The sequence below is a fragment of the Halomonas sp. 328 genome (assembly GCF_015645095.1).
Classification (GTDB): Bacteria; Pseudomonadota; Gammaproteobacteria; order Pseudomonadales; family Halomonadaceae; genus Bisbaumannia.
Genome location: NZ_JADOTW010000016.1, coordinates 49,126 through 71,639, shown reverse-complemented (window position 1 = coordinate 71,639; position 22,514 = coordinate 49,126). Strand labels below are relative to the sequence as shown.

24 protein-coding genes are annotated in these 22,514 nt (G+C 66.5%); 8 read left to right on the top strand and 16 right to left on the bottom strand.

The features are described from left to right. Positions 1 to 45: 45 nt before the first annotated feature. The 6 genes from IHD13_RS09875 to IHD13_RS09850 are packed head-to-tail and all read right to left on the bottom strand — an operon-like array spanning position 46 to position 4,649. The gene (locus IHD13_RS09875; RefSeq protein ID WP_195860876.1) at positions 46 to 1,113 is read right to left on the bottom strand and encodes an NADH:ubiquinone reductase (Na(+)-transporting) subunit F; all 1,068 of its coding nucleotides are present in this window, start codon (positions 1,111 to 1,113) and stop codon (positions 46 to 48) included. A gap of 16 nt (positions 1,114 to 1,129) precedes the next feature. Beyond that, positions 1,130 to 1,492: a phenol hydroxylase subunit P4 gene (locus IHD13_RS09870; protein WP_195860875.1), complete on the bottom strand. Its 363-nt coding sequence runs from the start codon at positions 1,490 to 1,492 to the stop codon at positions 1,130 to 1,132. 12 nt (positions 1,493 to 1,504) lie between these two features. Then, the gene (locus IHD13_RS09865) at positions 1,505 to 3,016 is read right to left on the bottom strand and encodes an aromatic/alkene/methane monooxygenase hydroxylase/oxygenase subunit alpha (protein ID WP_195860874.1); all 1,512 of its coding nucleotides are present in this window, start codon (positions 3,014 to 3,016) and stop codon (positions 1,505 to 1,507) included. Positions 3,017 to 3,072: 56 nt separating this feature from the next. Continuing rightward, positions 3,073 to 3,342 carry an MmoB/DmpM family protein gene (locus IHD13_RS09860; RefSeq protein WP_195860873.1) on the bottom strand — a complete coding sequence of 90 codons (270 nt, stop codon included), beginning with the start codon at positions 3,340 to 3,342 and terminating at the stop codon, positions 3,073 to 3,075. Between the two features lie 30 nt (positions 3,343 to 3,372). Next, a complete protein-coding gene (locus tag IHD13_RS09855) occupies positions 3,373 to 4,359 on the bottom strand; it encodes an aromatic/alkene monooxygenase hydroxylase subunit beta (protein ID WP_195860872.1) in 987 nt (328 codons plus the stop codon). Positions 4,360 to 4,409: 50 nt separating this feature from the next. Beyond that, complete coding sequence (locus tag IHD13_RS09850) at positions 4,410 to 4,649, bottom strand: phenol hydroxylase subunit (RefSeq protein WP_195860871.1); 240 nt, start codon at positions 4,647 to 4,649, stop codon at positions 4,410 to 4,412. A gap of 338 nt (positions 4,650 to 4,987) precedes the next feature. Here IHD13_RS09850 and IHD13_RS09845 point away from each other — a divergent pair, with 338 nt between their 5' ends. After that, the gene (locus IHD13_RS09845; protein ID WP_195860870.1) at positions 4,988 to 6,712 is read left to right on the top strand and encodes a sigma-54-dependent Fis family transcriptional regulator; all 1,725 of its coding nucleotides are present in this window, start codon (positions 4,988 to 4,990) and stop codon (positions 6,710 to 6,712) included. Positions 6,713 to 6,800: 88 nt separating this feature from the next. Here IHD13_RS09845 and catC read toward each other — a convergent pair whose 3' ends face one another. Both catC and IHD13_RS09835 read right to left on the bottom strand, forming a co-directional pair. Further along, entirely contained in the window at positions 6,801 to 7,091 is a 291-nt protein-coding gene (gene catC, locus IHD13_RS09840) for a muconolactone Delta-isomerase (RefSeq protein ID WP_195860869.1), read from the bottom strand. A 78-nt stretch (positions 7,092 to 7,169) separates the two neighbouring features. Next, entirely contained in the window at positions 7,170 to 8,288 is a 1,119-nt protein-coding gene (locus IHD13_RS09835; protein WP_195860868.1) for a muconate/chloromuconate family cycloisomerase, read from the bottom strand. Between the two features lie 103 nt (positions 8,289 to 8,391). Between IHD13_RS09835 and IHD13_RS09830 the strand changes: the two genes are divergently transcribed. Next, a complete protein-coding gene (locus tag IHD13_RS09830) occupies positions 8,392 to 9,267 on the top strand; it encodes a LysR family transcriptional regulator (protein WP_195860867.1) in 876 nt (291 codons plus the stop codon). Here IHD13_RS09830 and dacB read toward each other — a convergent pair. The 3 genes from dacB to trmB form a co-directional block, all read right to left on the bottom strand. Next, positions 9,255 to 10,691: a D-alanyl-D-alanine carboxypeptidase/D-alanyl-D-alanine endopeptidase gene (gene dacB / locus IHD13_RS09825; protein WP_195860866.1), complete on the bottom strand. Its 1,437-nt coding sequence runs from the start codon at positions 10,689 to 10,691 to the stop codon at positions 9,255 to 9,257. The genes IHD13_RS09830 and dacB overlap by 13 nt on opposite strands. 32 nt (positions 10,692 to 10,723) lie before the next feature. Next, complete coding sequence (locus IHD13_RS09820; RefSeq protein ID WP_195860865.1) at positions 10,724 to 11,044, bottom strand: DMT family transporter; 321 nt, start codon at positions 11,042 to 11,044, stop codon at positions 10,724 to 10,726. Between the two features lie 64 nt (positions 11,045 to 11,108). After that, on the bottom strand, positions 11,109 to 11,798 hold the full coding sequence (gene trmB / locus IHD13_RS09815; RefSeq protein WP_195860864.1) for a tRNA (guanine(46)-N(7))-methyltransferase TrmB: 690 nt from the start codon (positions 11,796 to 11,798) through the stop codon (positions 11,109 to 11,111). Between the two features lie 303 nt (positions 11,799 to 12,101). Between trmB and IHD13_RS09810 the strand changes: the two genes are divergently transcribed. From IHD13_RS09810 to IHD13_RS09800, 3 genes are all read left to right on the top strand, one after another. Continuing rightward, positions 12,102 to 13,979 carry a beta-ketoacyl synthase gene (locus tag IHD13_RS09810; RefSeq protein WP_195860905.1) on the top strand — a complete coding sequence of 626 codons (1,878 nt, stop codon included), beginning with the start codon at positions 12,102 to 12,104 and terminating at the stop codon, positions 13,977 to 13,979. Between the two features lie 91 nt (positions 13,980 to 14,070). After that, positions 14,071 to 14,550 (top strand): pantetheine-phosphate adenylyltransferase, encoded by a 480-nt coding sequence (gene coaD / locus IHD13_RS09805; RefSeq protein ID WP_195860863.1) that lies wholly within the window; start codon positions 14,071 to 14,073, stop codon positions 14,548 to 14,550. Between the two features lie 34 nt (positions 14,551 to 14,584). Further along, positions 14,585 to 14,833: a YfhL family 4Fe-4S dicluster ferredoxin gene (locus tag IHD13_RS09800; protein ID WP_195860862.1), complete on the top strand. Its 249-nt coding sequence runs from the start codon at positions 14,585 to 14,587 to the stop codon at positions 14,831 to 14,833. Between the two features lie 71 nt (positions 14,834 to 14,904). Here IHD13_RS09800 and IHD13_RS09795 read toward each other — a convergent pair whose 3' ends face one another. Beyond that, on the bottom strand, positions 14,905 to 15,213 hold the full coding sequence (locus IHD13_RS09795; RefSeq protein WP_195860861.1) for a hypothetical protein: 309 nt from the start codon (positions 15,211 to 15,213) through the stop codon (positions 14,905 to 14,907). Positions 15,214 to 15,337: 124 nt separating this feature from the next. Between IHD13_RS09795 and IHD13_RS09790 the strand changes: the two genes are divergently transcribed. From IHD13_RS09790 to IHD13_RS09780, 3 genes are all read left to right on the top strand, one after another. Further along, entirely contained in the window at positions 15,338 to 16,678 is a 1,341-nt protein-coding gene (locus tag IHD13_RS09790) for an MATE family efflux transporter (protein WP_195860860.1), read from the top strand. Between the two features lie 74 nt (positions 16,679 to 16,752). Next, a complete protein-coding gene (locus IHD13_RS09785; RefSeq protein ID WP_195860859.1) occupies positions 16,753 to 18,063 on the top strand; it encodes a short-chain fatty acid transporter in 1,311 nt (436 codons plus the stop codon). Positions 18,064 to 18,199: 136 nt separating this feature from the next. Further along, positions 18,200 to 18,712 carry an acyl-CoA thioesterase gene (locus tag IHD13_RS09780; protein ID WP_195860904.1) on the top strand — a complete coding sequence of 171 codons (513 nt, stop codon included), beginning with the start codon at positions 18,200 to 18,202 and terminating at the stop codon, positions 18,710 to 18,712. A 50-nt stretch (positions 18,713 to 18,762) separates the two neighbouring features. Here IHD13_RS09780 and IHD13_RS09775 read toward each other — a convergent pair whose 3' ends face one another. From IHD13_RS09775 to IHD13_RS09760, 4 genes are all read right to left on the bottom strand, one after another. Continuing rightward, a complete protein-coding gene (locus IHD13_RS09775; RefSeq protein WP_195860858.1) occupies positions 18,763 to 19,029 on the bottom strand; it encodes an I78 family peptidase inhibitor in 267 nt (88 codons plus the stop codon). Positions 19,030 to 19,419: 390 nt separating this feature from the next. Beyond that, positions 19,420 to 19,551 carry an entericidin A/B family lipoprotein gene (locus IHD13_RS09770; RefSeq protein WP_195860857.1) on the bottom strand — a complete coding sequence of 44 codons (132 nt, stop codon included), beginning with the start codon at positions 19,549 to 19,551 and terminating at the stop codon, positions 19,420 to 19,422. Positions 19,552 to 19,637: 86 nt separating this feature from the next. Then, on the bottom strand, positions 19,638 to 20,384 hold the full coding sequence (locus tag IHD13_RS09765; protein WP_195860856.1) for a sulfite exporter TauE/SafE family protein: 747 nt from the start codon (positions 20,382 to 20,384) through the stop codon (positions 19,638 to 19,640). Continuing rightward, positions 20,381 to 22,513 (bottom strand): TRAP transporter permease, encoded by a 2,133-nt coding sequence (locus IHD13_RS09760; protein WP_195860855.1) that lies wholly within the window; start codon positions 22,511 to 22,513, stop codon positions 20,381 to 20,383. Before IHD13_RS09760 ends, IHD13_RS09765 begins: the two co-directional genes overlap by 4 nt. Position 22,514 lies beyond the last annotated feature (1 nt).

Here is a 22,514-nt window from a genome sequence, read left to right as displayed (position 1 = left end):
TCTTGCTCCTTGTGGTTCTTGTGGTGAAACGGCCAATGGGTGGCATTAGATCCGCTTGAAGAGGGCCGAGCGCTGTCCGCCCTCGGCGCCGTCGGCGGCGGTCAGGAAGCGCTCCATATGGATGTCGCGCTCGAACAGGCGCCCCTGCATCAGGGCGGTGATGGCCGCATCGATCATCGGCGGTGGCCCGCACAGGTAGGCCTTGTGCTCGCTGAAGCGGCCCTTGAAGTGGGCGATGGCGGCGTCGTGCACGAAGCCCACGAAGCCGTCCCAGGCGTCGTCGTCCAGGGGGGCATTGAGCGCCGGCACATAAGTGAAGCGCTCATGCGCGGCGGCGAGTTGCTCGAAGCGCTCCCGGTGGTAGAGCTCGGCCAGGTTGCGCGCCCCCTGGAAGAGGGTGATGCGCCGGCTATCCTCCGGGTCGGCCAGCAGGTCGAGGATCATCGACTCGGGGCTGGAGAGCCCGGAGCCCCCGGCGATGAAGATCACGTCCTTGGGGTCGGACTTGCGCACGAAGAACTGGCCATAGGGCCCGCTCAGTTCCAGGCGCTGCCCCACCTCGAGCTGCTCATGGAGCCAGGTGGTGGCCGCCCCGCCCTCGACCCGGCGCACATGCAGCACCAGCTCGCCGGACTCGGCCGGGGGCGAGGCGATGGAGAAGGCCCGGGTGCCCTCCACGCCGGGCACCTGGAGGTTGATGTACTGGCCGGCCTGGAAGGCCATGCCGTCGCCATCGAGGCGCAGGCGGATCTCGCGGATGGTCGGGGTCAGCTCGGTAATGGCGCTGACGGTGGCCTGCCAATCCGCCACCGGATGGCCGGCGAAGTCGGGGTCCTCGTCCACGTCCGCCTCGATCACCAGATCGCTCTCCGGGCGGCAGCAGCAGGCCAGCCGGTAGCCCTCGTCCCGTTCCATATCGAGCAGGGCGAAGGGGGAGGCGTCCCCCACCTCGGCCTCGCCCTCCAGCACCTGCACCTTGCAGGTGCCGCAGGTGCCGTGGCCGCAGGCGAAGGGCAGCCACACGCCCTGACGCAGGGCCGCATCCAGCAGGGTCTGGCCCTCCTCCACCTCGACGATCTCGCCGGTGGGCTCAATAGTCACTTGATAGCTCATGAGGCTGCCCTCCCCCTCAGATGGCGGCGTCGGCCAGATCCGACAGCCGCGGAGTGATCAGCCGCAGCTGGGACTTGTGCCCGATGCCGTTGTCGGCCAGCGAGGCCTCGCCCCGGGGCTCGAAGGCCTCGCCGTCGAGGCGCCACTGGGCCTCGGCGAAATCCAGCGCCTCGCTCTCCGGATGGGGGGCCAGCGCCGGCGTGAGTACCTCCGCGAGGAAGGCCTCGAAGGACATCGCCGGGTCGGCGAGGAAGGTAAGCGGGGCGCAGAACAGCAGGTGACGCTCCCACATCACATACACCAGCTGGTTGCCGTGGAAGTTCTCGACGCGGTCACGCACCGGGCCCTGGTAGTTGGCATAGTTGGCTCTAACGCTCATGGTCTCCCCTCCTCAGACGGCCTGTTTCCACGCCGCCCAGCGGCGCTGTTCGGCGGAACCCTCGAAGTCGAGGTTGTCTTCGCCCATTTCGATGCGGTAGTAGTCGCCGATCACCTTGGCCATGTCGGCGCCGCCGCAGTTGCCCTGCAGGATCTGGTGCACCGGCAGCCAGGCCTGGACGTACTTCTCCGGCTCGTGGTGGAAGATGTCGCGGCAGCCGTCGGAGCAGAAGTGGTAGCGCTCGCCGTCATGGACGGTGTCCCGGTGGCTGAGCAGGGTGTCGTCGTCCGGCTCGGTGATCGCCAGCGGGATCTGGCACACCTGGCAGAGCTGCGGCAGGGTGTTGTTGTAGAAGCGCTCACCCTTGGCCGCTTTCTCGGCCAGCAGTTCGAAGCGCGGCCGGTAGAGGCGATCGAAGGTGTCCGGGTACTTCTCGGAGAGCCAGTCCATCTCCTTGGCGGTGGGGATCCAGGTGTTGAAGGCGGTGGCGTGACCGTACTGGTAGAAGATGAACCAGGCCTGGTGGCTGACGTGATCCTTGCCGATCACCGTCTGGTCGGCGTACTTGGGCGGGCGAATGCCGTAGCGCTCGAGCTCCTTGAACAGGGCGCCGCCGGCCTCCTCGTAGTAGAGGGTCCAGGCCTCGGCCCAGGACATCACCTTGTTGGGCAGCATGTAGTCCATCATCATGCCGACGATGGAGAGCAGCCGGTAACCGCGCCACAGCCACTTGTCGAGCCACTGCTGGACGATGGGCACGTTGTCCTCGTGCTGCTCGAGGATGAACTTGATGATCTCGAGCCCCAGGGTCATGTGCCGCGCCTCGTCGGACTGGGCCGAGAAGCCGAAGGTCACGGTGTTCATGTCGCCGTTGTAGGCGGCCCCGGACATGAAGGGCAGGAACAGCAGGTTGGTCAGCACATACTCGAAGGAGAAGGAGATCGCGGTCAGGAACTCGAAGGGACCGGCGGTGGAGGCGTCCTCGAAGAAGGACTTGGGCACCGACAGGTACCAGACCCGATCGAACATGTGCGGGAAGTCATGCATGCCACCGAAGTACTTGTTGTAGTGGCTCATGGCATGGATCTGGGTCTGGGTGTGACGCAGCTCGTCGATGGACTGCATCTGGCAGGCGATGCGCGCCCCCACCCCGCCGAACTGGCGACCCACCCGGGCATAGCCCTTGTAGGCGTTGTACTCCAGCGGCGTCACCGCGGTGATGAACAGCTTGACCGCGTTCAGGTAGCGCGGGTCGGAGATCTTCATCTGGCCATTGTTCTGGGACACTGCATCGAAGATCGCATACAGCTTGCGCTCCTTCTCCGCCTGGAATTTCCAGTAGTTGTCCATGGTCAGGCGGAAGGGATCCTCCCACTGATCCCAGTCGACGATCTTGATGCCCTCGAAGCTCTCCTGGGGGAAGATATCCTCATAGCGCTGATAACTGGGCTCCCAGCCCAGGTCCCGGGTCATGATCCGGTAGCGCTCCTTCATATTGAGTCGCTTGCTGGTCTTGGCATTCATGGCTAACTCTCCTGCGCCATTATTGTTGGCTGGCGTGTGATGGCGTCGTCGGGGATTCAGGTGTTCCAGTAGAGGGTGAAGCTGTCGTCATCCTCGTCGACGTTGCCGCCGATACTGATCATGTCCACCTGGAGCTCCTGGGTATCCCAGTCGCGGCCCAGCTTCTCCTCCACCGTCTCGCGGCGAATGGTCAGGCGATCGTCGGCCTCGACCCGGATCATGGCCGGGCTGTGCTTGACCTCGGCACCGGGGTTGTCTTCGCTGATGGCCTCGACGATAAAGCGGGCGTTCTCGTTGTCCTGCAGGGCGATAAAGACGCGTGACATGGGGCAGACTCCGAATTCGGGGGAAGGGGCTCAGTGGGTCTCGAGCAGGCCGAGCTTGGCGAGGCGCTTGTCCAGCACCGCCAGGGCGGCGTCGAGCTCGATACCGGCCTCGATGGCCACCGGGGTCAGCGCCTCGACGGCACGGCTTCGCCAGTGGGCGACCCAGCGGGTCAGCTGCGTCCGGTTGGCCTCGCTCTCGCCGGCCAGGGTCTTGAACAGAGCATCGATGAAGCGGCTGCCATCCTTGAACCAGTCGCCCATAAAGTCGGTGAGGATGGCGATATCGCCGCCGCCGATGTCGAGCAGGCGCTCGTCCAGGGACTCCAGCAGGAAGGGGTAGAGCAGGCCGTCGAAGATCAGGTTCTGAGCCAGGGAGAGTTCCGCCCAGTCCTCCACCACCAGGCTGTCCTCCACGTAGCGGCGCACCCCCTGCCAGGCGGGGTCGTCCATCCACAGGCTCTTGGCCTCGGCCAGCAGCAGCCCGGGGGTGTCGTCGATCAGCAGGCCGATGCGGGAGAGGTACTGGGCCACGGCGAGACGATCCATGCCGTGGTACATATGGGCCTGGCTCAGGGTGGTGCCGTAGGCATTGGCGGCGATGCCCACGTTGTTCATGTTGGCGCCCAGCTCCGCATGGCGCAGGGGCAGCAGGCAGCGGGTCACCAGCCGGCGCGCCTCGTCACTCAGGCGGTTGCCCAGGTCGCGCTTCTCGAAGAAGGCGAAGTTGGTCTCGGTGCTCTCCTGGAGCTTGGCGCGGGCCGCTACCCAGGCGCCATAATAGAACTGGCGGGGGTCGCTGAAGGCGTACCAGTCTTCCATGGTCAGCAGGGTGTAGCCGGTGTCGTAGAGCTCGTGGTGCTCGTCGAACATCGGCCGATAGTGGAAGTTGGTGGTGGGCTGGATATCGAAGCTGGCTTCCTGATAACGGGTCGCCGGCTTGTCGCCGAAGCGTCGCTTGGTGTGGCCGTAGGTCTGGCGAACCGGGGTAATTTCCGCCGTCTTGATCTCGACACTCATAGGGGACTCCTCGTTTATTATTGTGCGATGGTGACCGACGTTTTTGTGGGCTATTGGCTGACGCTATAGCGCCACTTTTCCATCTGGATATCGACGGCCTTGGCCTGTTCATCGCTCATAAAGGTGACGTCATTTCGAGCACAGAACTCCTCGAAGGCCTGGGGCGGCATGATCAGTTCGACGAACAGCTCCGGGTTCTCGATGGCGAAGTCGAATTCGATGAAACGTTCGCTTCTCTCCCGCACTCGGACATAGCGCTTCAGGGTGCGGGGGATGGCCGACTGGGACATGGGTTCACCTCCGGGTGAGTTTCCCCCTTACCGTTACAAGGCCCATGCCAGCTTGGCGAATATCAAAAAAAACAATTTATAAACAAATAGTTATCTTGGCTTCCGACAGGGCATGAGGGATAGGCCTGGCGGCGAGAATCGAGGAAATCATCAATTGCTGCGTCGCAGCTTTTGCATATGATGAAACGCCGCCATCGAGGCAGAAGAATGCCGACAAAGGAGACTGGAAGAGAGTGGCTAAGGCGCCGTATGCTGTCGGTGTTGATAAGAGGATCTTTTTTGCCGAAACCTCGACAAAAGTACAATACACAAGATTAAAAAAACGACCCCGTGATGCCATGACAACGAGCACGCCTAGCGATGGGGTAACTCCCCGCTACCCGGATAGCCGCGACATTCTCGAGAAATTGCGCTTTCTCCCCGATGAGGGCCAGATCTGGCTGGGGGAGCAGCGCATGCTGCTGATGCAGCTACAGACCATGGCCGCCTTCCGCCATGAGATCATCCATACCCTGGGGCTGAAGCGCGCCAAGAGCTTCTTCTTGCGCCTGGGCTACCACTCGGGTCTCAAGGATGCCGAGCTGGCCCGGGCCGTGCGTGGCCAGGAGATGTCGGTGGAAGACGGTTTCCTGACCGGCCCCCAGCTCCACTCCCTGAGAGGGCTGGTCAAGGTGATTCCCCTGGCCCTGGAGATCGACCCCGGCCGGGGCCACTTCTATGGCGAGTTCGAGTGGCAGGACTCCTATGAGGTGGCGATCATCGAACAGCTGGAGTCCGCCCTGGACGAGCCGGTGTGCTGGATGCAACTGGGCTATGCCTGCGCCTACTCCAGCCAGTTCCTGGGCCAGGAGATCCAGTACCGGGAGGTGGAGTGTCGCGGGCGCGGCGATGCACGCTGCCGAATCATCGGCAAGCCGGCCCATGAGTGGGAGGATCATGCGACCTTCGCCGAGCATTTCCGCGAAGACCCGCTGATCGACGAGCTCTATGAGTTGCAGTCGCGCATCGCCTACCTGGAGGACGATATCGCCCGCCACAAGGGCGACGAGCACTATCGCCCCATCGGCCAGTCGCCGGCCTTCCTGGGAGCACTGGATCTGATCGATCGGGCCGCCCGCTCGGAGGTGCCGATCCTGCTGCTCGGTGAGACCGGCTCCGGCAAGGAGATCATGGCCCATCGAGCCCATCAGCAGAGCGACCGGGCCGAGGGGCCCTTCGTGGCGGTCAACTGCGCGGCCATTCCTCCGGACCTGATCGAGTCGGAGCTGTTCGGGGTCGAGAAGGGTGCCTACACCGGCGCGGTGCAGTCCCGAGCCGGGCGCTTCGAACGCGCCCATGGCGGCACCCTCTTCCTGGACGAGCTGGCCGAGCTGTCGCCCCGGGCCCAGGCCGCCCTGCTGCGCGCCCTCCAGGAGAAACAGATCGAGCGGGTCGGCGGCCAGCAGAGCTACGCCATCGATGTGCGTATCGTCGCCGCCACCCATGGCGACCTGATGGAGCGAGTGCAGGATGGCCGTTTCCGGGCCGACCTCTTCTACCGCCTGAACGCCTACCCGGTGATGATCCCGCCGCTGCGGGAGCGGCGCGATGACATTCGACTACTGGCCGAGCACTTCCTGGCGCGTTTCGAGTGTCACTACCACGTCAAGACCCTGGGCTTCAGTGACCAGGCCATGGCCATGCTGCGAGCCCACCCCTGGCCGGGCAATATCCGCGAGCTGCAGAACCTGATCGAGCGGGGCGTGATCCTGGCCGGCGACGGCAACTCCATCAACGAACAGGCCCTGTTTGGCCAGCAACCCCTGTCCACCCGGGGCCAGGTGCTCGGCCCCGGAGGCCAGCTCACCTCGGCACTCGATGAGACCGGCGGCGAGGCAACGACTCGCCTCGCCGCCCTGTGCCAATCGATCCTGGATGGCGGCATCTCGCTGGATGCCCTGGAAGAGGCCCTGCTGGAACAGGCCTACCGCGAGGCGGGCAGCAATGTCTCGGCGGCGGCCCGGCGCCTGGGCATGAGCCGGGCGGCGCTGGACTATCGCCTCAAGAAAGGGGGAATGCTGTAGCCGCGCCTGTCCGTGACTATCCACAGCAATAACGCGGCCCGCCGATTGGCGGGCCGCGTCATGTGGGGCATCGTCCGTCAGCCAGCGATCAGCTATCGTCGTCGCGGATCGAGGACGGATGGCGGCACAGCGGCTTGACCGCGATCTCCATATACGGGAACAGCGGCAGGTTGGAGATGATCTCCTGGAGCTCGGCGTTGTCCTCCACGTCGAAGATGCTGACATTGGCGTAGCTGCCGGCCACCCGCCAGAGGTGGCGCCACTTGCCGCGGCGCTGCAGCTCCTGGGCATAGGCCTTCTCGGTGGCCTTGATTTCGGCGGCCTGCTCGGCGGGCATCTCGGGGGGCAGCTTGACGGTCATTTCCACCTGAAACAGCATGCGGACTCTCCTTGAACGTTAGATCGATATCACGCTGATGGAGGCCGCCAGCCTGCCGGCGGCCTCCATCAGGGGGCGTTACTTGCGCGAATAGTGGGCCAGCTTGTCTTCGTCGAGGCTGATGCCCAGGCCCGGGCCGGTGGGCAGGTCGACACCGAACTCATGGTAGTTGAGCGGCTCGGCGACGATATCGTCCTTGAGCAGCAGCGGTCCGAACATCTCGGTGCCCCAGGCCATCTCGCCCAGGGTGGCCCAGGCGTGCAGGGAGGCCACGCTGCCGATGGTGCCCTCCAGCAGGGTGCCGCCGTAGAGGCCGATCCCGGCGGTCTGGGCCAGTCGGCCCAGCTCGATGGCCCCCAGGGGGCCGCCGGCCTTGGCGATCTTCAGGGCGAAGGCGCCGCTGAATCCGGCGCCGACCAAATCGAGGCCGTCCCGGGCGTCCTGCACCGCTTCGTCGGCCAGCATGGGCACCCGGAAACGCTTGGCCAGGCGAATCAGGCCGGCATGCTCCCGGGCCGGAATGGCCTGTTCGATCAGCTCAATCCCCGCCTCCTGGAGGGCATGGATGCCGCGCACGGCGCTGGACTCGTCCCAGGCCTGGTTGACGTCGACCCGCACGCTGGCGCGATCCCCCAGCGCCGCCTTGATGGCCGCCACATGGGCCACGTCCTCGGCAACGCTGCGGGCGCCGATCTTGAGCTTGAAGTCGCAGTGGCGACGCTGCGTCAGGCGCAGCTCGGCCTCGTCGATGTCCTTCTGGGTATCGCCGCTGGCCAGGGTCCAGAGCACCGGCAGGTGAGTCTGGCGGGCGCCGCCCAGCAGTTGTGCCACCGACAGCCCCAGGCGCTTGCCCTGGGCATCCAGCAGGGCGGTCTCCAGCGCCGACTTGGCGATCATGTTGCCCCGGGCATGACGCGCCAGACGGGCACGCAACGCATTGATATTGCCGGCCTCCTGACCGATCAGCAGGGGCGCCAGGTAGGCGTCGATGTTGCGCTTGATGCTCTCCGGACTCTCCGCACCATAGGCCAGGCCACCGATGGTGGTGCCCTCCCCCAGGCCCTCGATGCCATCGCTGTCGCGCAGGCGCACGATGACCAGGGTCTGGCAGGCCATGGTGGTCATGGAGAGCTGGTGGGGACGAATGGTCGGCAGGTCGACCAGCAGGGTATCGATGGACTGGATAACGGCAGACATGGCGGGGAGCACCTCGGGGATCACTGGAACGCCTTCAGTGTGATTGCCTTTATCGCCTCGGACCAATATCGTTTGGAAACCCTGCCATACCTCAGGAGGTATGATGGAACTGCGACACCTGCGCCTCTTCTGCCTGGTGGCCGAAGAGCTCAACCTCACCCGGGCGGCCCAGCGGCTGCACATGACCCAACCGCCACTCTCCCGGCAGATCAAGGCCCTGGAGGAGGAGCTGGGCAGCCGACTGTTTCAGCGCGGCCCCCAGGGATTGGCCCTGACCGCCACCGGCCAGGTCTTCTACGAGCATGCCCGGCAGATCCTCGACAAGGTGGAAACCAGTGTCGCCACCATTCGCCGCATGGAGCGCAGCCAGCGTCCGCTGTTCGCCATCGGCTTCGTGCCCTCGGTGTTCTATGGGCAGCTGCCCCTGCTGGCCCGGGAGCTACGACAAAAGGATAAGGCGGAGCTGAGCCTGGTGGAGCTGACCACGGTGCAGCAGATCCAGGCCCTCAAGGCGGGACGCATCGATATCGGCTTCGGCCGCCTGCGGGTGGACGACCCGGACGTGGAGCAGCGGGTGCTTTTCGACGAGCCGCTGCTGGCGGCGCTGCCCACGGGCCACCCCCTGGAGGGCACCCGGCCCAGCCTGGAGGAGCTGGCCCGCTACCCCTTGATTCTCTTTCCGGCGCGGCCCCGCCCCAGCCTGGCGGACATGGTGCAGGGGCTCTTCCATCGCCGCGGCCTCAAGATCCGGGTGGTACAGGAGACCAACGAGCTGCAGACGGCCCTGGGGCTGGTGGCCTCCAACCTGGGCATCACCCTGGTGCCGGAACAGGTCCGCAACGTGCAGCGCCAGGGCATCGGCTATGTGCCCCTGGCGGATGCCAGCCTCACCACCCCGGTGATCTGCAGCCGTCGCAAGGGCGAGGCGGACACCCCGCTGATGCGCGAGGTGGACGCCATCCTGGCTCAGCGCGACTGAATCATCGCTTCCAGGTCCCGGGAGAGGGGATCGAGCACCTCGGGCCAACTCAGGTAGGGGGTAGTGCCGCTACCGTTGACCAGCACCGTGAAGACCCCCCAGCGGCCGCTGGCGGTGCGGAAGTAGCCGCCCACGGCACGCACCGCGAAGGGCTGGTTGAGGGTGCCGGTCTTGAGCATCACATGGTGCTGGAAGGTGTCGCCGCCGCGGCGGATGAAACGCATCACCCCGGTGGCCGGCGACTGCAGGCCAGCGACGAAGCTGGGGAAGAGCGCCGGCTGGCGGTACATGTGCTCGAGCAGCACATTGACCCCGGCGGCGCTGGTGCGGTTGGTGGTGGTCAGGCCACTGCCGCTGTCCAGGGTCAAGGGGCCGTGGTTGGGCAGCCCCTCGGCGAAGGCGGCCAGGGTGGCACCGGCCGCCGGCAGGTCCTGGCTACCCTCGGCGAGCCCCAGGGTCAGCACGTCGGCCATGTAATTGTTGGAATAGTGCATCACCCCCAGCAGCAGCTCATGCAGGGAGCGCCCCGCCACCACGGCCAGTTCCCGGGCCTCGGCCGGCGGCGGGGCCTCGCTGACCCGCGGCGCGCCGTCGAAGGGGATCCCCGCCTGGACCAGCAGGGCCCCCAGGGTCTGAGCGGTCTGCCAGGCCGGGTCGGCGCTGGCCCGATGCACCTGGTGGGGTGCGGCATCGACGGCGATGCGGCCGCGCAGGATCAGCCGTTCGCTGCCCGCCTCCCCGGCCCGCTCGACGCTGAACTCGGTGCCGCCGCCGGCGGCCACGGTGTCGATGCGGTTATCCAGGGGCAGCAGGGGCTCGGCGGTATCGCAGCTCGCCGCCTGGGCCGCCTGCCCGACCCGCCCCGGGCGGATCGACAGGCACCAGCTGCCGTGGTTGACCCCCGCCGAGGAGAGCCCGGCGCTGTAGGCATTGGCGGAACGCTGGCGGGCCTGGCAGCGATCGGTGGTGACGCAGGCCACCGGACCGAAGCGCCACTGGCTGACCTCGAGCCCGCCGGCGATGGCGGTGACGCCACGCTGGCGCAGGCCCTGCACCAGCTTCCACAGGTCCTCGGCCACCAGGCCCGGGTCACCGCTGCCGTCGAGGATCAGGTCGCCCTGCAGGACGCCGGCCTCGTCCAGGCTGCCGGTGCCCACCAGTCGGGTGCTGAAGCGATGCTGGGGCCCCCACTCGCTCAGCGCCGCCGCGGAGAGGTAGGCCTTGGAGACCGAGGCCGGCGACAGCTGGCGACGCGGTTCGATCTCGCCGAGCAGTTCGCCGGGGGCGGCACCATCCCCCAACAGCCGAGCCTCGGCCCCCACGGCGAAACCGCGCTCCATCAGGCCGGCCAGGTGGTCGAAGCCTTCCGCCAGGGCCGGCAGAGGCAGAAGAAGCGTAAGGAACAAGGCAGTTGAACGCAGCATAAGCAAAATTCCGCGAAGATCGGGCGTGAAGGCTACATCTTGGAGAAGGCCTGGATCACCACCACCCCGGTGACGATCAGCAGGATGCCCAGGATGGCGGGGAAATCGGGTTTCTGGCCGTAGATCAGCATGGCCACCAGGGTGACCAGGACGATCCCCAGGCCGGCCCAGAAGGCGTAGGCGATGCCCACCGGGATGGTGCGCAGCACCAGGGTCAACAGGTAGAAGGCCGCGGCATAGCCGCCCACCACGATCAGGCTGGGGCCCAGGCGGGTAAATTGCTGGGAGGCCTTGAGGGCGCTGGTGGCGGCCACTTCGGCGATGATTGCCAGGGCCAGATAGAGGTAGGCCATGGGGACTCCTTGTCACGGCGGTGCCCGGGTCGGCGGTTCATTCTAGCCGGCCCGGACGGCGGCGTCAGGGGCGAGGCATCAGCTCGGGGTGGTACGGCAGCTCGGCCACCAGCCGCCACAGGGCCTGGCCGCTGAGGTGGTACTTGCGCTCGAAGGGGGTCAGGTAGGCCTCGCCGTCGGGCCGATAAGCCTCCGCCTCGGCCATGATGCCGGTGGCCTGGCTCAGGGCCAGGGCGAACTCCTCCACATAGAGCCGCCAGTTGGAGCGCAGCTCCAGGCGCCCGCCCAGCCCCAGCAGGGCCGGCAGCACCGGATGCCCCTGCCAGCGCAACTTGAGGTGCGCCGCCTTGGGATAGGGGTTGGGGTAGAGCAGGTAGTGGCGCTCGGGCCGCCAGCCCGCCTCCAGGGCCAGGCGCCAGAAATCCACCAGGTCGGCGCGCACCAGCCGGGCATTGGCGGGCAACTCGCCATGCTCCCGGGTCAACCGGCTCTCGCTGCGGTCGACGCCGATCAGCGCATGGTCGGGGAAGCGCCGCGCCAGTTCGCGGGTGGAGAGCCCCACCCCACAGCCCGAATCGAGGATCAGCGGCTTGCGCTGCTCGCGGAGCCAGGCCTGGGCCTCGGCGAAGGCGGCCCGGGTATGCTCGGCCACCGGCTTGCGCAAGGGGTGCGTCAAGGCCCGCGCCACCCGGCGCGCCAGGTCGTCGTGGGGACCCGTCTGGTTGGAAACGATCACGCGGGAATTGGCGTCCATGGCAACAGGCCAGAGCAAGAGTGAGCGCCTATTCTAGCAATGCGGGCCGATAAAAAAACGGCGCATCCACAGCAGGGGACGCGCCAACACCAACTCGTATGACTCAAACAGCCGTTTCATGATAGCTCGGCGGACGCCGGTTTTCAAACATGTGTTTTAACCTTTTTCCGGTGCCCGCCCACGAGCCCCGCATGACGGGGGCGAAGCCGGGGTGCTATCATCCGGCTCCTACTCGACTATGACTCCACGATCAAACAGCACAACGAGGAATCCGGCTTGTCACACTTACCGGTGATCGTCGGCATGGGGGGCATCAATGCCGCCGGCAGAACCTCGGGGCATCAGGCCTATCGCCGCTCCATCCTCGAGGCCCTGCCCGACTCCGCCCAGGCAGAGACGCTGCTCGGTCTGGCCGCCCTGATGCGCCTGGCCGAGGCCTCCGATGGCCAGTGGCGCGACGCGGGCGGCCAGCCCCTCGCCGCCGCCGAGGTCGTCGAGCGCTACCGCCAGCGCATTCTCGACCACACCCTGATCCGGCGCATCGAAGACCCGCGCTTCGGCGCCGACGGCATTCCCGCCAATCGCCAGGCGCGGCTCGATATCGAGGCGCCCCTGGTGTTTCGGCTGCGCCGCCGCCAGCTTCCCGAGGTGCTGCCGGAGACCTGGCAGGTCCGCGAGATCGACCGTCGCCAGGTGGAGGTCACCGTCCCCGCCGGCCACCTCGATGTGCTGCTGCCGGAGCGCCGCGCCGCCCAGGTGCGAGCCGCCGGCCAACTGCCCAGCGGTTTCGAACCGGAGAGCCTCTACCGTAGCGTGCACCACCCCCGGGGCCTCTCCATGGCGGTATTCGGCGCCTCCGACTGCCTGGGCGACAGCGGCCTGGCCTGGGAAGCGTTGCGCGACCGCCTCGACCCGGATGCCATCGCCGTCTATGCCGGCAACTCCATCGGCCAACTCGACGACGCCGGCTGGGGCGGCCTGCTGAAGAGCTTCGTCTCCGGCAATCGCGCCACCTCCAAGCAGATGCCCCTGGGCTACGGGCAGATGCCCGCCGACTTCCTCAATGCCTATGTGCTGGGCAGCGTGGGGCCCACCGGGGCCATCCAGGGCGCCTGCGCCAGCTTCCTCTACAACCTGCGCCTGGGGGTGGAGGACATCCGCAGCGGCCGCCGTCGGGTGGTGATGGTGGGCACCTCGGATGCCCCCATTACCCCGGAGATCATCGAGGGCTTCCGCGCCATGGGCGCCCTGGCCGACGACGACAGCCTCAAGGCCCTGGATGCCCTGGAGCTGCTCACCGACGAGGATTACCAGCGCGCCTGCCGGCCCTTCGCCCGCAACTGCGGCTTCACCATCGCCGAGGCCAGCCAGTTCGTGCTGCTGATGGATGACGCCCTGGCCCTGGAGGTGGGCGCCCGTATCCTCGGCTCCGTGCCCGGCGTCTTCGCCAATGCCGACGGTTGGAAGCGCTCCATCTCGGCGCCCGGCATCGGCAACTACATCACCCTGGGCAAGGCCGCCGCCCTGGCCCGGGAAATCCTCGGCGAGGAGGGCCTGCGCCGGCGCACCTTCCTGCACGCCCATGGCACCAGCACGCCGAAGAACCGGGTCACCGAATCCCATGTCTTCGACCGCATCGCCGACGCCTACGGCATCGAGGCCTGGCCGGTGGTGGCGGTCAAGGCCTTCGTGGGTCACTCCCAGGGCAGCGCCGCCGGCGACCAGCTCGCCAGCGCCCTGGGCAGCTTCGCCCATGGCCTGCTGCCGGGCATTCCCACCCTGGATGCGGTGGCCGACGACGTTCACGCCGAACGATTGGCCTTCTCCCGCACGCCCCTGGCCTTCGCCGCCGATGCCAGCCTGATCAACGCCAAGGGCTTCGGTGGCAACAACGCCACCGGCCTGGTGCTCTCGCCACGGGCCACCGAGCGGCTGCTGGAGCAGCGCCACGGTGCCGCCGCCATGGCCGCCTGGCGCGGCAAGCGCGACGCCACCCAGGCCACCGCCGAGGCCTACTGGGCACAGGCCGACCAGGGCCGGTTCCAGGTGCAGTATCGCTTCGGCGAAGGGGTGCTGGAAGGGCCGGAGCTCGAGATCGATGATCGCGAGCTGCGTATCCCCGGCTACGCCCAGCCGGTCTCCCTGGCGGTGGACAATCCCTTCGGCCGCCTCGACGACTGAGGGCCCACGCCCGCGGCGATACCATTGTCGCCGCGGGGCGCCTCCGCTACCCTGAGGCCCGCCCCCGAATGATCGGCACAGGACACCGCCCATGAACACCGTGGTCTATCCCGGCACCTTCGACCCCATCACCAATGGCCATACCGACCTGATCGAGCGCGCCGCGCGCATGTTCGACCGGGTGATCGTGGCCATCGCCGCCAGCCCAGGCAAGCGCCCGGCCCTCGGCCTGGATGCCCGGATCGCCCTGGCCAGGGAGGTGGTGAGCCACCTCGACAACGTGGAGGTGATGGGCTTCTCGGGACTGCTCACCGAGTTCCTCGAAGCCCAGCAGGCGCGCATCATCCTGCGCGGGCTGCGTGCCGTCTCCGACTTCGAGTACGAGCTGCAACTGGCCAACATGAATCGCGCCCAGGCCCCGGACGTGGAGAGCCTCTTCCTGACCCCCGAGGTGCAGAACTCCTATATCTCCTCGACCATCGTGCGGGAGATCGCCCACCTGGGCGGCGACGTCTCCAAGCTGGTACACCCCAGGGTCGTCGAGGCCCTCAAAGCGCATTACAATACCTGAGTCCTTTACTCAGGCAATTCTCTGAGGTAGCCCCATGGCCCTGATGATCACCGACGAGTGCATCAACTGCGACGTCTGCGAACCCGAATGCCCCAACGGCGCCATCTCGCCGGGGGAAGAGATCTACGTCATCGATCCGGCGCTGTGCACCGAGTGCGTCGGCCACTTCGACGAGCCCCAGTGCCAGCAGGTCTGCCCGGTGGACTGCATCCCCCTGGACCCGGAACGGGAAGAGACCCGGGAGCAGCTGATGGCGAAGTACCAGCGCATCACCGCGGCCTGAGTCCCCTTATCACAACGACGCCGGAGCCCTCTGTCGAGAGAGGACTCCGGCGTTATCTTTTGCGATGAAGGCTATAGCTCGTCGGCCCGCTTGCTGACGGTGCAGCCCAGGCAGCGCCGGAAGGTCGCCTCCGCCGGCGTGCGGATCAGGGTCTCCGCCGCCGCATCCACGTTGCCCCCCAGGGCACTGAAAGGCAACGAGACCAGGAACACCGCCGTGCCGCCCAGGGTCGCCACCGCCAGCAGCGGCCGGGCCACCAGAGCATCCACCACCATGGCACCGCCGCTGGGCCGCGCCTCCAGGCGCTGCCCCATCTGACGATCCTGAGCTCCCACGGTACCGCTAGCGAGTACCAGCGCCAGGGCCACCCCGACTATCATTAGCGTTCGCTTGCATCCACCCATGCGTCCGTCCCCCTCATCATGACCGTCGCGGCGGGATGATTTGTGTTGCCCCTGCGCCAGAGCTATCCTGCCCGCCCCCTCACCACTTCAGGAAAGTCTAGTGCCCCTCGCCGATAATCGCCGCATCTGGCTGCTGGCCTGGCCCATTATCCTGTCGAATATCACCGTGCCCCTGCTAGGCCTGGTGGATACCGCCGTGGTGGGGCACCTGCCCGACTCCCGTTACCTGGCCGGGGTGACCCTGGGGGCCACCCTGTTCGGTTTTCTCTACTGGGGCTTCGGCTTCCTGCGCATGGGCACCACCGGCCTCACCGCCCAGGCCCTAGGGCGCGGCGACGATGGCGAGGTGCGCACCCTGCTGGGCCAGTCCCTGGTGCTGGCGGTGGCCATCGGCGTGGCACTGATCCTCTTCTCGCGCCCGCTGATCGAGCTGGGCCTGTGGCTGCTGGATGGCAGCGAGGCGGCCACCGAGCTGGCCCGGGAGTACGCGCGGATCCGCATCGTCTCGGCGCCGGCGGTGCTGGCCAACTACGCCATCCTCGGCTGGTTCCTGGGCCAGCAGAACTCCCGGGTCACGCTGATGATCCTGGTGCTGACCAATGCCATCAATATCCTCCTCGACCTGTGGTTCGTGATCGGCCTGGGCATGACCAGCAATGGCGTGGCCCTGGCCTCGGCCATCGCCGACTACAGCGCCCTGGTCTTCGGCCTGTGGCTGGTCGGCCGCCAGCTGCGAGGCCTGGGCGGGCGGCTCGATCGCCGGAGGCTGCGCCGGCTATCCGCCTATGGCGAACTGATCCGGGTCAATGGCCACCTCTTCGTGCGCACCCTGGGGCTGCTCTTCGCCATGGCCTTCTTTACCGCCCAGGGCGCCAGCCAGGGCGATACCGTGCTGGCCGCCAACGCGGTACTGTTGCAGTTCATCATGCTGACCAGCTACGCCCTGGACGGCTTCGCCCATGCCGCCGAGGCCCTCACCGGCCGTGCCGTGGGGCGCGGGCGCTGGGACGAATTCCGCACCGCCGTGGCCAGCGCCACCCGCTTCTCGCTATTGACGGCCGCCCTGGCCAGCCTGGCCTTCTGGCTGGGCGGCCCGGCGCTGATCGCCCTGCTCACCGACCTGCCGGAGGTGCGCGCCACCGCCGCTCAGTACCTGCCCTGGATGATCCTGATGCCGCTGCTGGCGGTGTGGAGCTACCTGCTGGATGGGGTCTTCATCGGCGCCACCGCCAGCCGCGAGATGCGCAACAGCATCTTCGTGGCCCTGGCCGCCTACCTGCCCTGCTGGTGGCTGACCCAGGGGCTCGGCAACCACGGCCTGTGGCTCGCCTTCACCCTCTTCACCCTGGTGCGCTCGGCGACCCTCGGTGCCTATTACCTCCATTACCGGCGCCACCACTGGCGAGAGGCGCCGACTTGTCCCCAGGGCAGCCCACGGTAGCCTTAGGTCGATAGCGCGCAACGGGATTTTTCGGCTATGTTGCGATAGTCCATATCACAATAAGCGAATATGCCATGCTCAAGTTCCTGTCGCGGCCGGCGGTGAAGCTGGTCGAGCGCTACCTCCCCGACCCCTATGTCTTCGTCCTGCTGCTGACCCTGGTGGCCGCCGCCGCAGCCATCGCCGTGGAGCGCCAGACCCCGCTGGCGGTGATGCGCATGTGGGGCGACGGTTTCTGGAACCTGCTGACCTTCTCCATGCAGATGCTGCTGGTGCTGGTGACCGGGTTCATGCTGGCCAATACCCCGCCGGTGAAGCGGCTGTTGCAGCGCCTGGCGGGCAAGGCCGGCAATGCCGGTGGCGCCATCGTCCTGGTCACCCTGGTCTCGCTGGCCGCCAGCTGGATCAACTGGGGCTTCGGCCTGGTGGTGGGGGCGCTCTTCGCCAAGGAGCTGGCCCGTCAGATCCGCGTCGACTACCGGCTGTTGATCGCCAGCGCCTACTCCGGTTTCGTGGTCTGGCACGGCGGCCTGGCAGGCTCCATTCCCCTGACCATCGCCACCGAGGGGCACTTCACCGTCGACCGCATCGGCGTGGTGGGCACCTCCGAGACCATCTTCGCCTGGTTCAACCTGGCCATCGTGGTAGCGCTCTTTATCGCCGTGCCCCTGGTCAACCGGCTAATGCTTCCCGATGACAAGGAGAGCGTCTATGTGGATCCGGCCCGGCTAGAGGAGCCCAGCCAGGAGGGAATGACTTTCCACCGCCCGGCGGATCGCCTGGAGAACAGCCGCAGCCTGGCCTGGCTGGTGGGCATCCCCGGCCTGCTCTTCCTACTCGACCACTTCCTGCTGCGCGGCGGCGGCCTCAACCTCAATATCGTCAACTTCCTGTTCCTGTTCCTGGCCATCGTGCTCCACCGCACCCCGCGCAACCTGCTGATCAGCCTACAGGAAGCGGTCAAGGGCGGCGCCGGCATCGTCATCCAGTTCCCCTTCTATGCCGGTATCATGGCGATCATGGTGCAGTCGGGACTGGCCCAGAGCCTCTCCGAGGGCTTCATCGCCTTCGCCAGCGCCCAGACCCTGCCCTTCTGGTCCTTTATCAGTGCCGGGGTGGTCAACCTCTTCGTGCCTTCCGGGGGCGGCCAGTGGGCGGTTCAGGCGCCGGTCATGCTGCCCGCCGCCGAGGCCCTGGGGGCGGATCTCTCTCGGGTGGCCATGGCGGTGGCCTGGGGTGACGCCTGGACCAACCTGCTGCAACCCTTCTGGGCGCTGCCGGTGCTGGCCATCGCCGGCCTCAAGGCCAAGGACATCATGGGCTTCTGCCTGGTCCAGCTGCTGGTCACCGGAGTGATCATCAGCCTGCTGCTGACCTACCTCTAGGCAGGATGGGGCGGGCTGCTATTCTCCACGAGGCGTCGGCATGTCCGTCGACGCCTCCGCTTATGCAGTGACGACGGGAAGCGGGTATCCTCAGGGACAGTCCCATTCTTCCCGGAGCCCTCCTGTGACCGATGATATGCCCCGCCAGCACGAACTGACCATGACCGTGCTGATGACTCCCGACATGGCCAACTTCAGCGGCAAGGTGCATGGCGGCGCCATCCTCAAGAAGCTCGACGAGGTGGCCTATGCCTGCGCCAGTCGCTACTCCGGCAGCTACGTGGTGACGCTCTCGGTGGACCAGGTACTGTTCAAGCAGCCCATCCATGTGGGCGAGCTGGTCACCTTCCTGGCCTCGGTCAACCACGTGGGCCGTTCCTCCATGGAGGTGGGCATCAAGGTGGTGGCGGAGAATATCCGCGACAAGGTGATCCGCCATACCAACAGCTGCTACCTGACCATGGTGGCGGTGGACGAGGCGGGTGCCCCGGTGGAGGTGCCGCCCCTCAACCTGGAGACGCCGATGCAGAAGCTGCGCTTCGAGAAGGCGGCGCTGCGCAAGAAGCTGCGCAAGCAGGCCGAGGAGGAGGCGCGGCGCACCCACGAGAACCACTACGCGGAGCAGCACTACGGCGCCGAGACCCACTAAAAGAGAGCAATATCGCAATCGCAGCGGCGCTCCAAGGGGCGCCGCTGTTGTCAGCCGCAGAAGAGGTCGGTGATCCGCTCCCGCTCGTCCAGGCGGATATTCAACCGGTCGTGAAGGTAGTCCATGGTGTAGGCGTGGCCGGGGCGCATCACCCGCACCTGGCGGGCCCCGCTTTCGCTGTGGATCGCATTGCTCAGCGACTCGTCGTAGTGGCGGCCCACCCGATCCTGAACATGTCTGGCACCACAGGCATCTTCCCCTTCGGTGACCCGGGGAGGCGGCGGAGCCGGTTCACGCGACGCATTCGACTGTGCCATGGCCGTACACCCAACCAACAGCAACGCTCCACCAATTGTCGAAAGGAACTTCAAGGGCATGATCATCATGGGCCTCCTTGGCAGATGATACTGGAAGTATACACATGCGAACGGGCATACCCGTGGGCATGCCCGTTCGGCGCTGAGCTAACGCCAGGACCGATCAGTCAGTGGCATCCTGTGCGCCTTCACCGCCGCGCTCGACATCCTGACCAGCGCCTTCGGTGGTGTCGCACCCCATCAGCACACTGGCTGTCAGCAGCGGGGCGAAGTCACGGCAATAGCTTTTCTCATAGCATGAGCCGCTCGACAAGGAGGAGTCATCCGTTCCTTGTCCGTGACGAAATGGCCACTTCAGCCAAGCCATCACCCTACATCATGCCAGCGGGGTCATTCGGCCTGCCGCTGGATCGCCTCGCCTCCTTTTTGGATATCCTCTCCCGCCCCGCGCATGGTGTTGCAGCCGGAAAGTAGCGATAGCATAAACAGTGACAACATGAGGGCGGCGAGCATGCGTTTCATATCGGACTCCTTGCTCCATGAGGGGCCTGCCTTACGGCCCCATACGCTTTTACTCTAGCACCGTCTGGTGGGAAAGAAAGGCAACCTCAGCCGAACACCAGGCGCAGGATGATGGCGGCAATCACCGCCAGCGTCAGCCACTTCACCCAGAGGGCGCCCCGGGGACTCATATTGACCTTCACCGCCAGCCAGGCGCCCAGCATGCTCCCCAGGGCCAGCAGCAGGCCGAAGCCCCAGCGCACCTGACCGAAGGCGATAAAGAGCCCCAGGGCCGGCAGGGTGTAGACCAGGATGATCAGTACCTTGAAGACATTGACCTGGGCCAGGTCGATGCGCAGCAGGCGGTAGAGCACGACGATAAAGAGGATGCCCACTCCCACCTGGATAAAGCCGCCGTAGAGACCGATGGCGAACATCGCCAGGTAGACCGCCGGGGTCAATCGCTCCACCGTCAGCGGCCGGGTGTCGAGGCGCGGCTGGGGCAGCAGCATCAGCACCGCCGAGCCGGCCATCACCGTGATCAACACCGCCTCGAAGAGGGCGTCGCTGACCTGCAGGGCCAACCAGGCCCCCAGCAGGGAACCTACCACCGCCGGTACCGAGAGGCGCAAGCTGAGGCCGATATGGGAAGCGCCGGCACGCAGGAAGCTGGTCACCGCCGAGAGGCTCTGCAGCACGATGGAGACCCGGTTGGTGCCATTGGCCACCTGGGGCGGCAGGCCCAGGAACATCAACAGCGGGAGGGTCAGCATCGACCCGCCCGCCGAGAGCACATTGATGAAACCGGCCACGGCCCCGATGCCAACCAGGGCCAGGCCTTCGAGTAGCGTCATGCCAATGCCTGTTGCGGCGCGCGTCCTGCGCGGGAACTCCACACCAGAATACCCAGGAAGAGCACCAGGCCCAAGAGGTCCAGCGCCAGCTCACCATGGGGCCAGAGCATCAGGGCACCGATGGGGAACATGACCAGGCGCAGCCACCAGGGCAGCTCGCTCTCCAGGTAGCCCTCCAGGCCGGCGATGATGGCGTAGATGCCGAACAGGGCGAAGGCGAAGACGGTGAGCATCTCCAGGGGCGTGCCGGTGATCAGCGGCGACCAGACGAACAGCAAGGGCACGATATAGAGCCCCTTGGCGATCTTCCAGGCGGTGAAGCCGGTGCGCATCGGCGGCGTCTTGGCGATGGCCGCGGCGGCAAAGGCGGTGAGGCAGACCGGCGGGGTGACGTTGGAGTCCTGGGAGAGCCAGAAGATCACCATGTGTGCGGCCACCAGCAGCAGGGTCAGGGTGTGCGGTGACAGGGCCTGCTCATAGAGCTGGCTACGGAAGTCATCGGGCACCAGGGACAGCAGCTCCCGGGCCGCGGCGGCGTCCATGGGGGCATTGAGGGCATCCAGCTGCTCCGGGGCGGCGAGCATAAAGATCGCCTTGGCCTGCTCCGGCAGGTTGCCGGCCATCAGCAGGTCGACCAGTTGGCCATGGGCCATCAGGCCGTAGAGGGCCGGCGCCGAGAGGGTACCGAGGACGATATAGGCGGCGGTCACCGGCAGGCCCATGCCGAGCACCAGGGAGGCGATGGCGATCAGCACGATGGTGATCAGGAGGCTGCCCCCGGCCCAGTCGGTGATCATCAGCGAGAAGGTGTTGCCGATGCCGGTGGTGGAGACCACGTTGACGATCAGCCCCACGGTGAGCAACAGGATCGCCGTGGTGACCATATTGCGGCTGCCCAGCACCAGGGCCTCGAGGATCGCCCGGGGCGTCATGGGGGTCTTCGACAACCAGGAGGCGACCACCACCGAGAGAATGGCGATGCCGGCGGCATAGGTGGGAGTGAAGCCGTAGATCAAGGAGGCCACCAGCACCACCAGTGGCAGCAGGAAGTGCCAGCCGCCCTTGAGCACCTCGAGCAGGCGTGGCGCCTCCTCCACTGTCACCTGCTCGGTATGGCTACGCTTGGCCTCGATACGCACAAACATCGCCACCGAGAGGAAGTAGAGCAGCGCCGGCAGGGCCGCCACGCCGATGATGGTCAGGTAGGAGACCTGGGTATAGGAGGCCATGATAAAGGCCCCGGCCCCCATGACCGGGGGCATCAGCTGGCCGCCGGTGGAAGCCGCCGCCTCGACTCCGGCGGCGAAGCGTGGCGGGAAACCGGCCTTGCGCATCAGCGGGATGGTGATTACCCCGGTGGAGACGGTGTTGGCCACGCTGGAGCCGGAGACCGAGCCCATCAGCCCGGAGGAGAAGACCGCGACGAAACCGGGGCCGCCGACGAAGCGCCCGGCGGCACAGCGGGCCAGCTCGATGATGAAGTCGCCGGCGCCGGAGCGCACCAGGAAGGCGCCGAAGAGGATGAACATGAAGACATAGGACCAGGAGATGCGGGCGATGGAGCCCAGCATGCCATCGCCGCCCAGGTAGCTGCGGTAGAGCACCGTCTCCCAGTTGAGGCCCGGGAAGCCGAAGACGCCGCTCACATGGCGGCCCCACCAGGCCACATAGGTGAGCGCCACCAGGCAGAGCACCGGGATGAACCAGCCGGTGGTGCGGCGGGCGAACTCCAGGATCAGCGCCAGGGCGGCGATGGAGACCACCCAGTCGGCGGTGGAGAAGCGCACCCCGCGGGCATAGAGGGCATCCTCGAAGCCGATCAGGTAGAAGGCGCAGCCCAGGGCGGCGAGGCCGAGCAGCACATCCACCGCCAGCACCAGCCGCTGGCCGGAGGCGGAACGCGCCTTGAGCATGGGCACCGAGAGGGCACAGAGCAGGCCGAACATGCCGAAGTGCAGGGCGCTGACCCACACCTCGGAAAGGGTACCCAGGGTATTGAAGTAGAGATGCGACAGGGCCACGACGATGGCCAGGACAATCAGCACCCGGCCGAGCCAGGGATGCTCGAGGCGTTCGGAAGCCTCGCTGGCCTCTTCGTCGCGCACCTCGGGGGCAGGCGTAGTATTCATG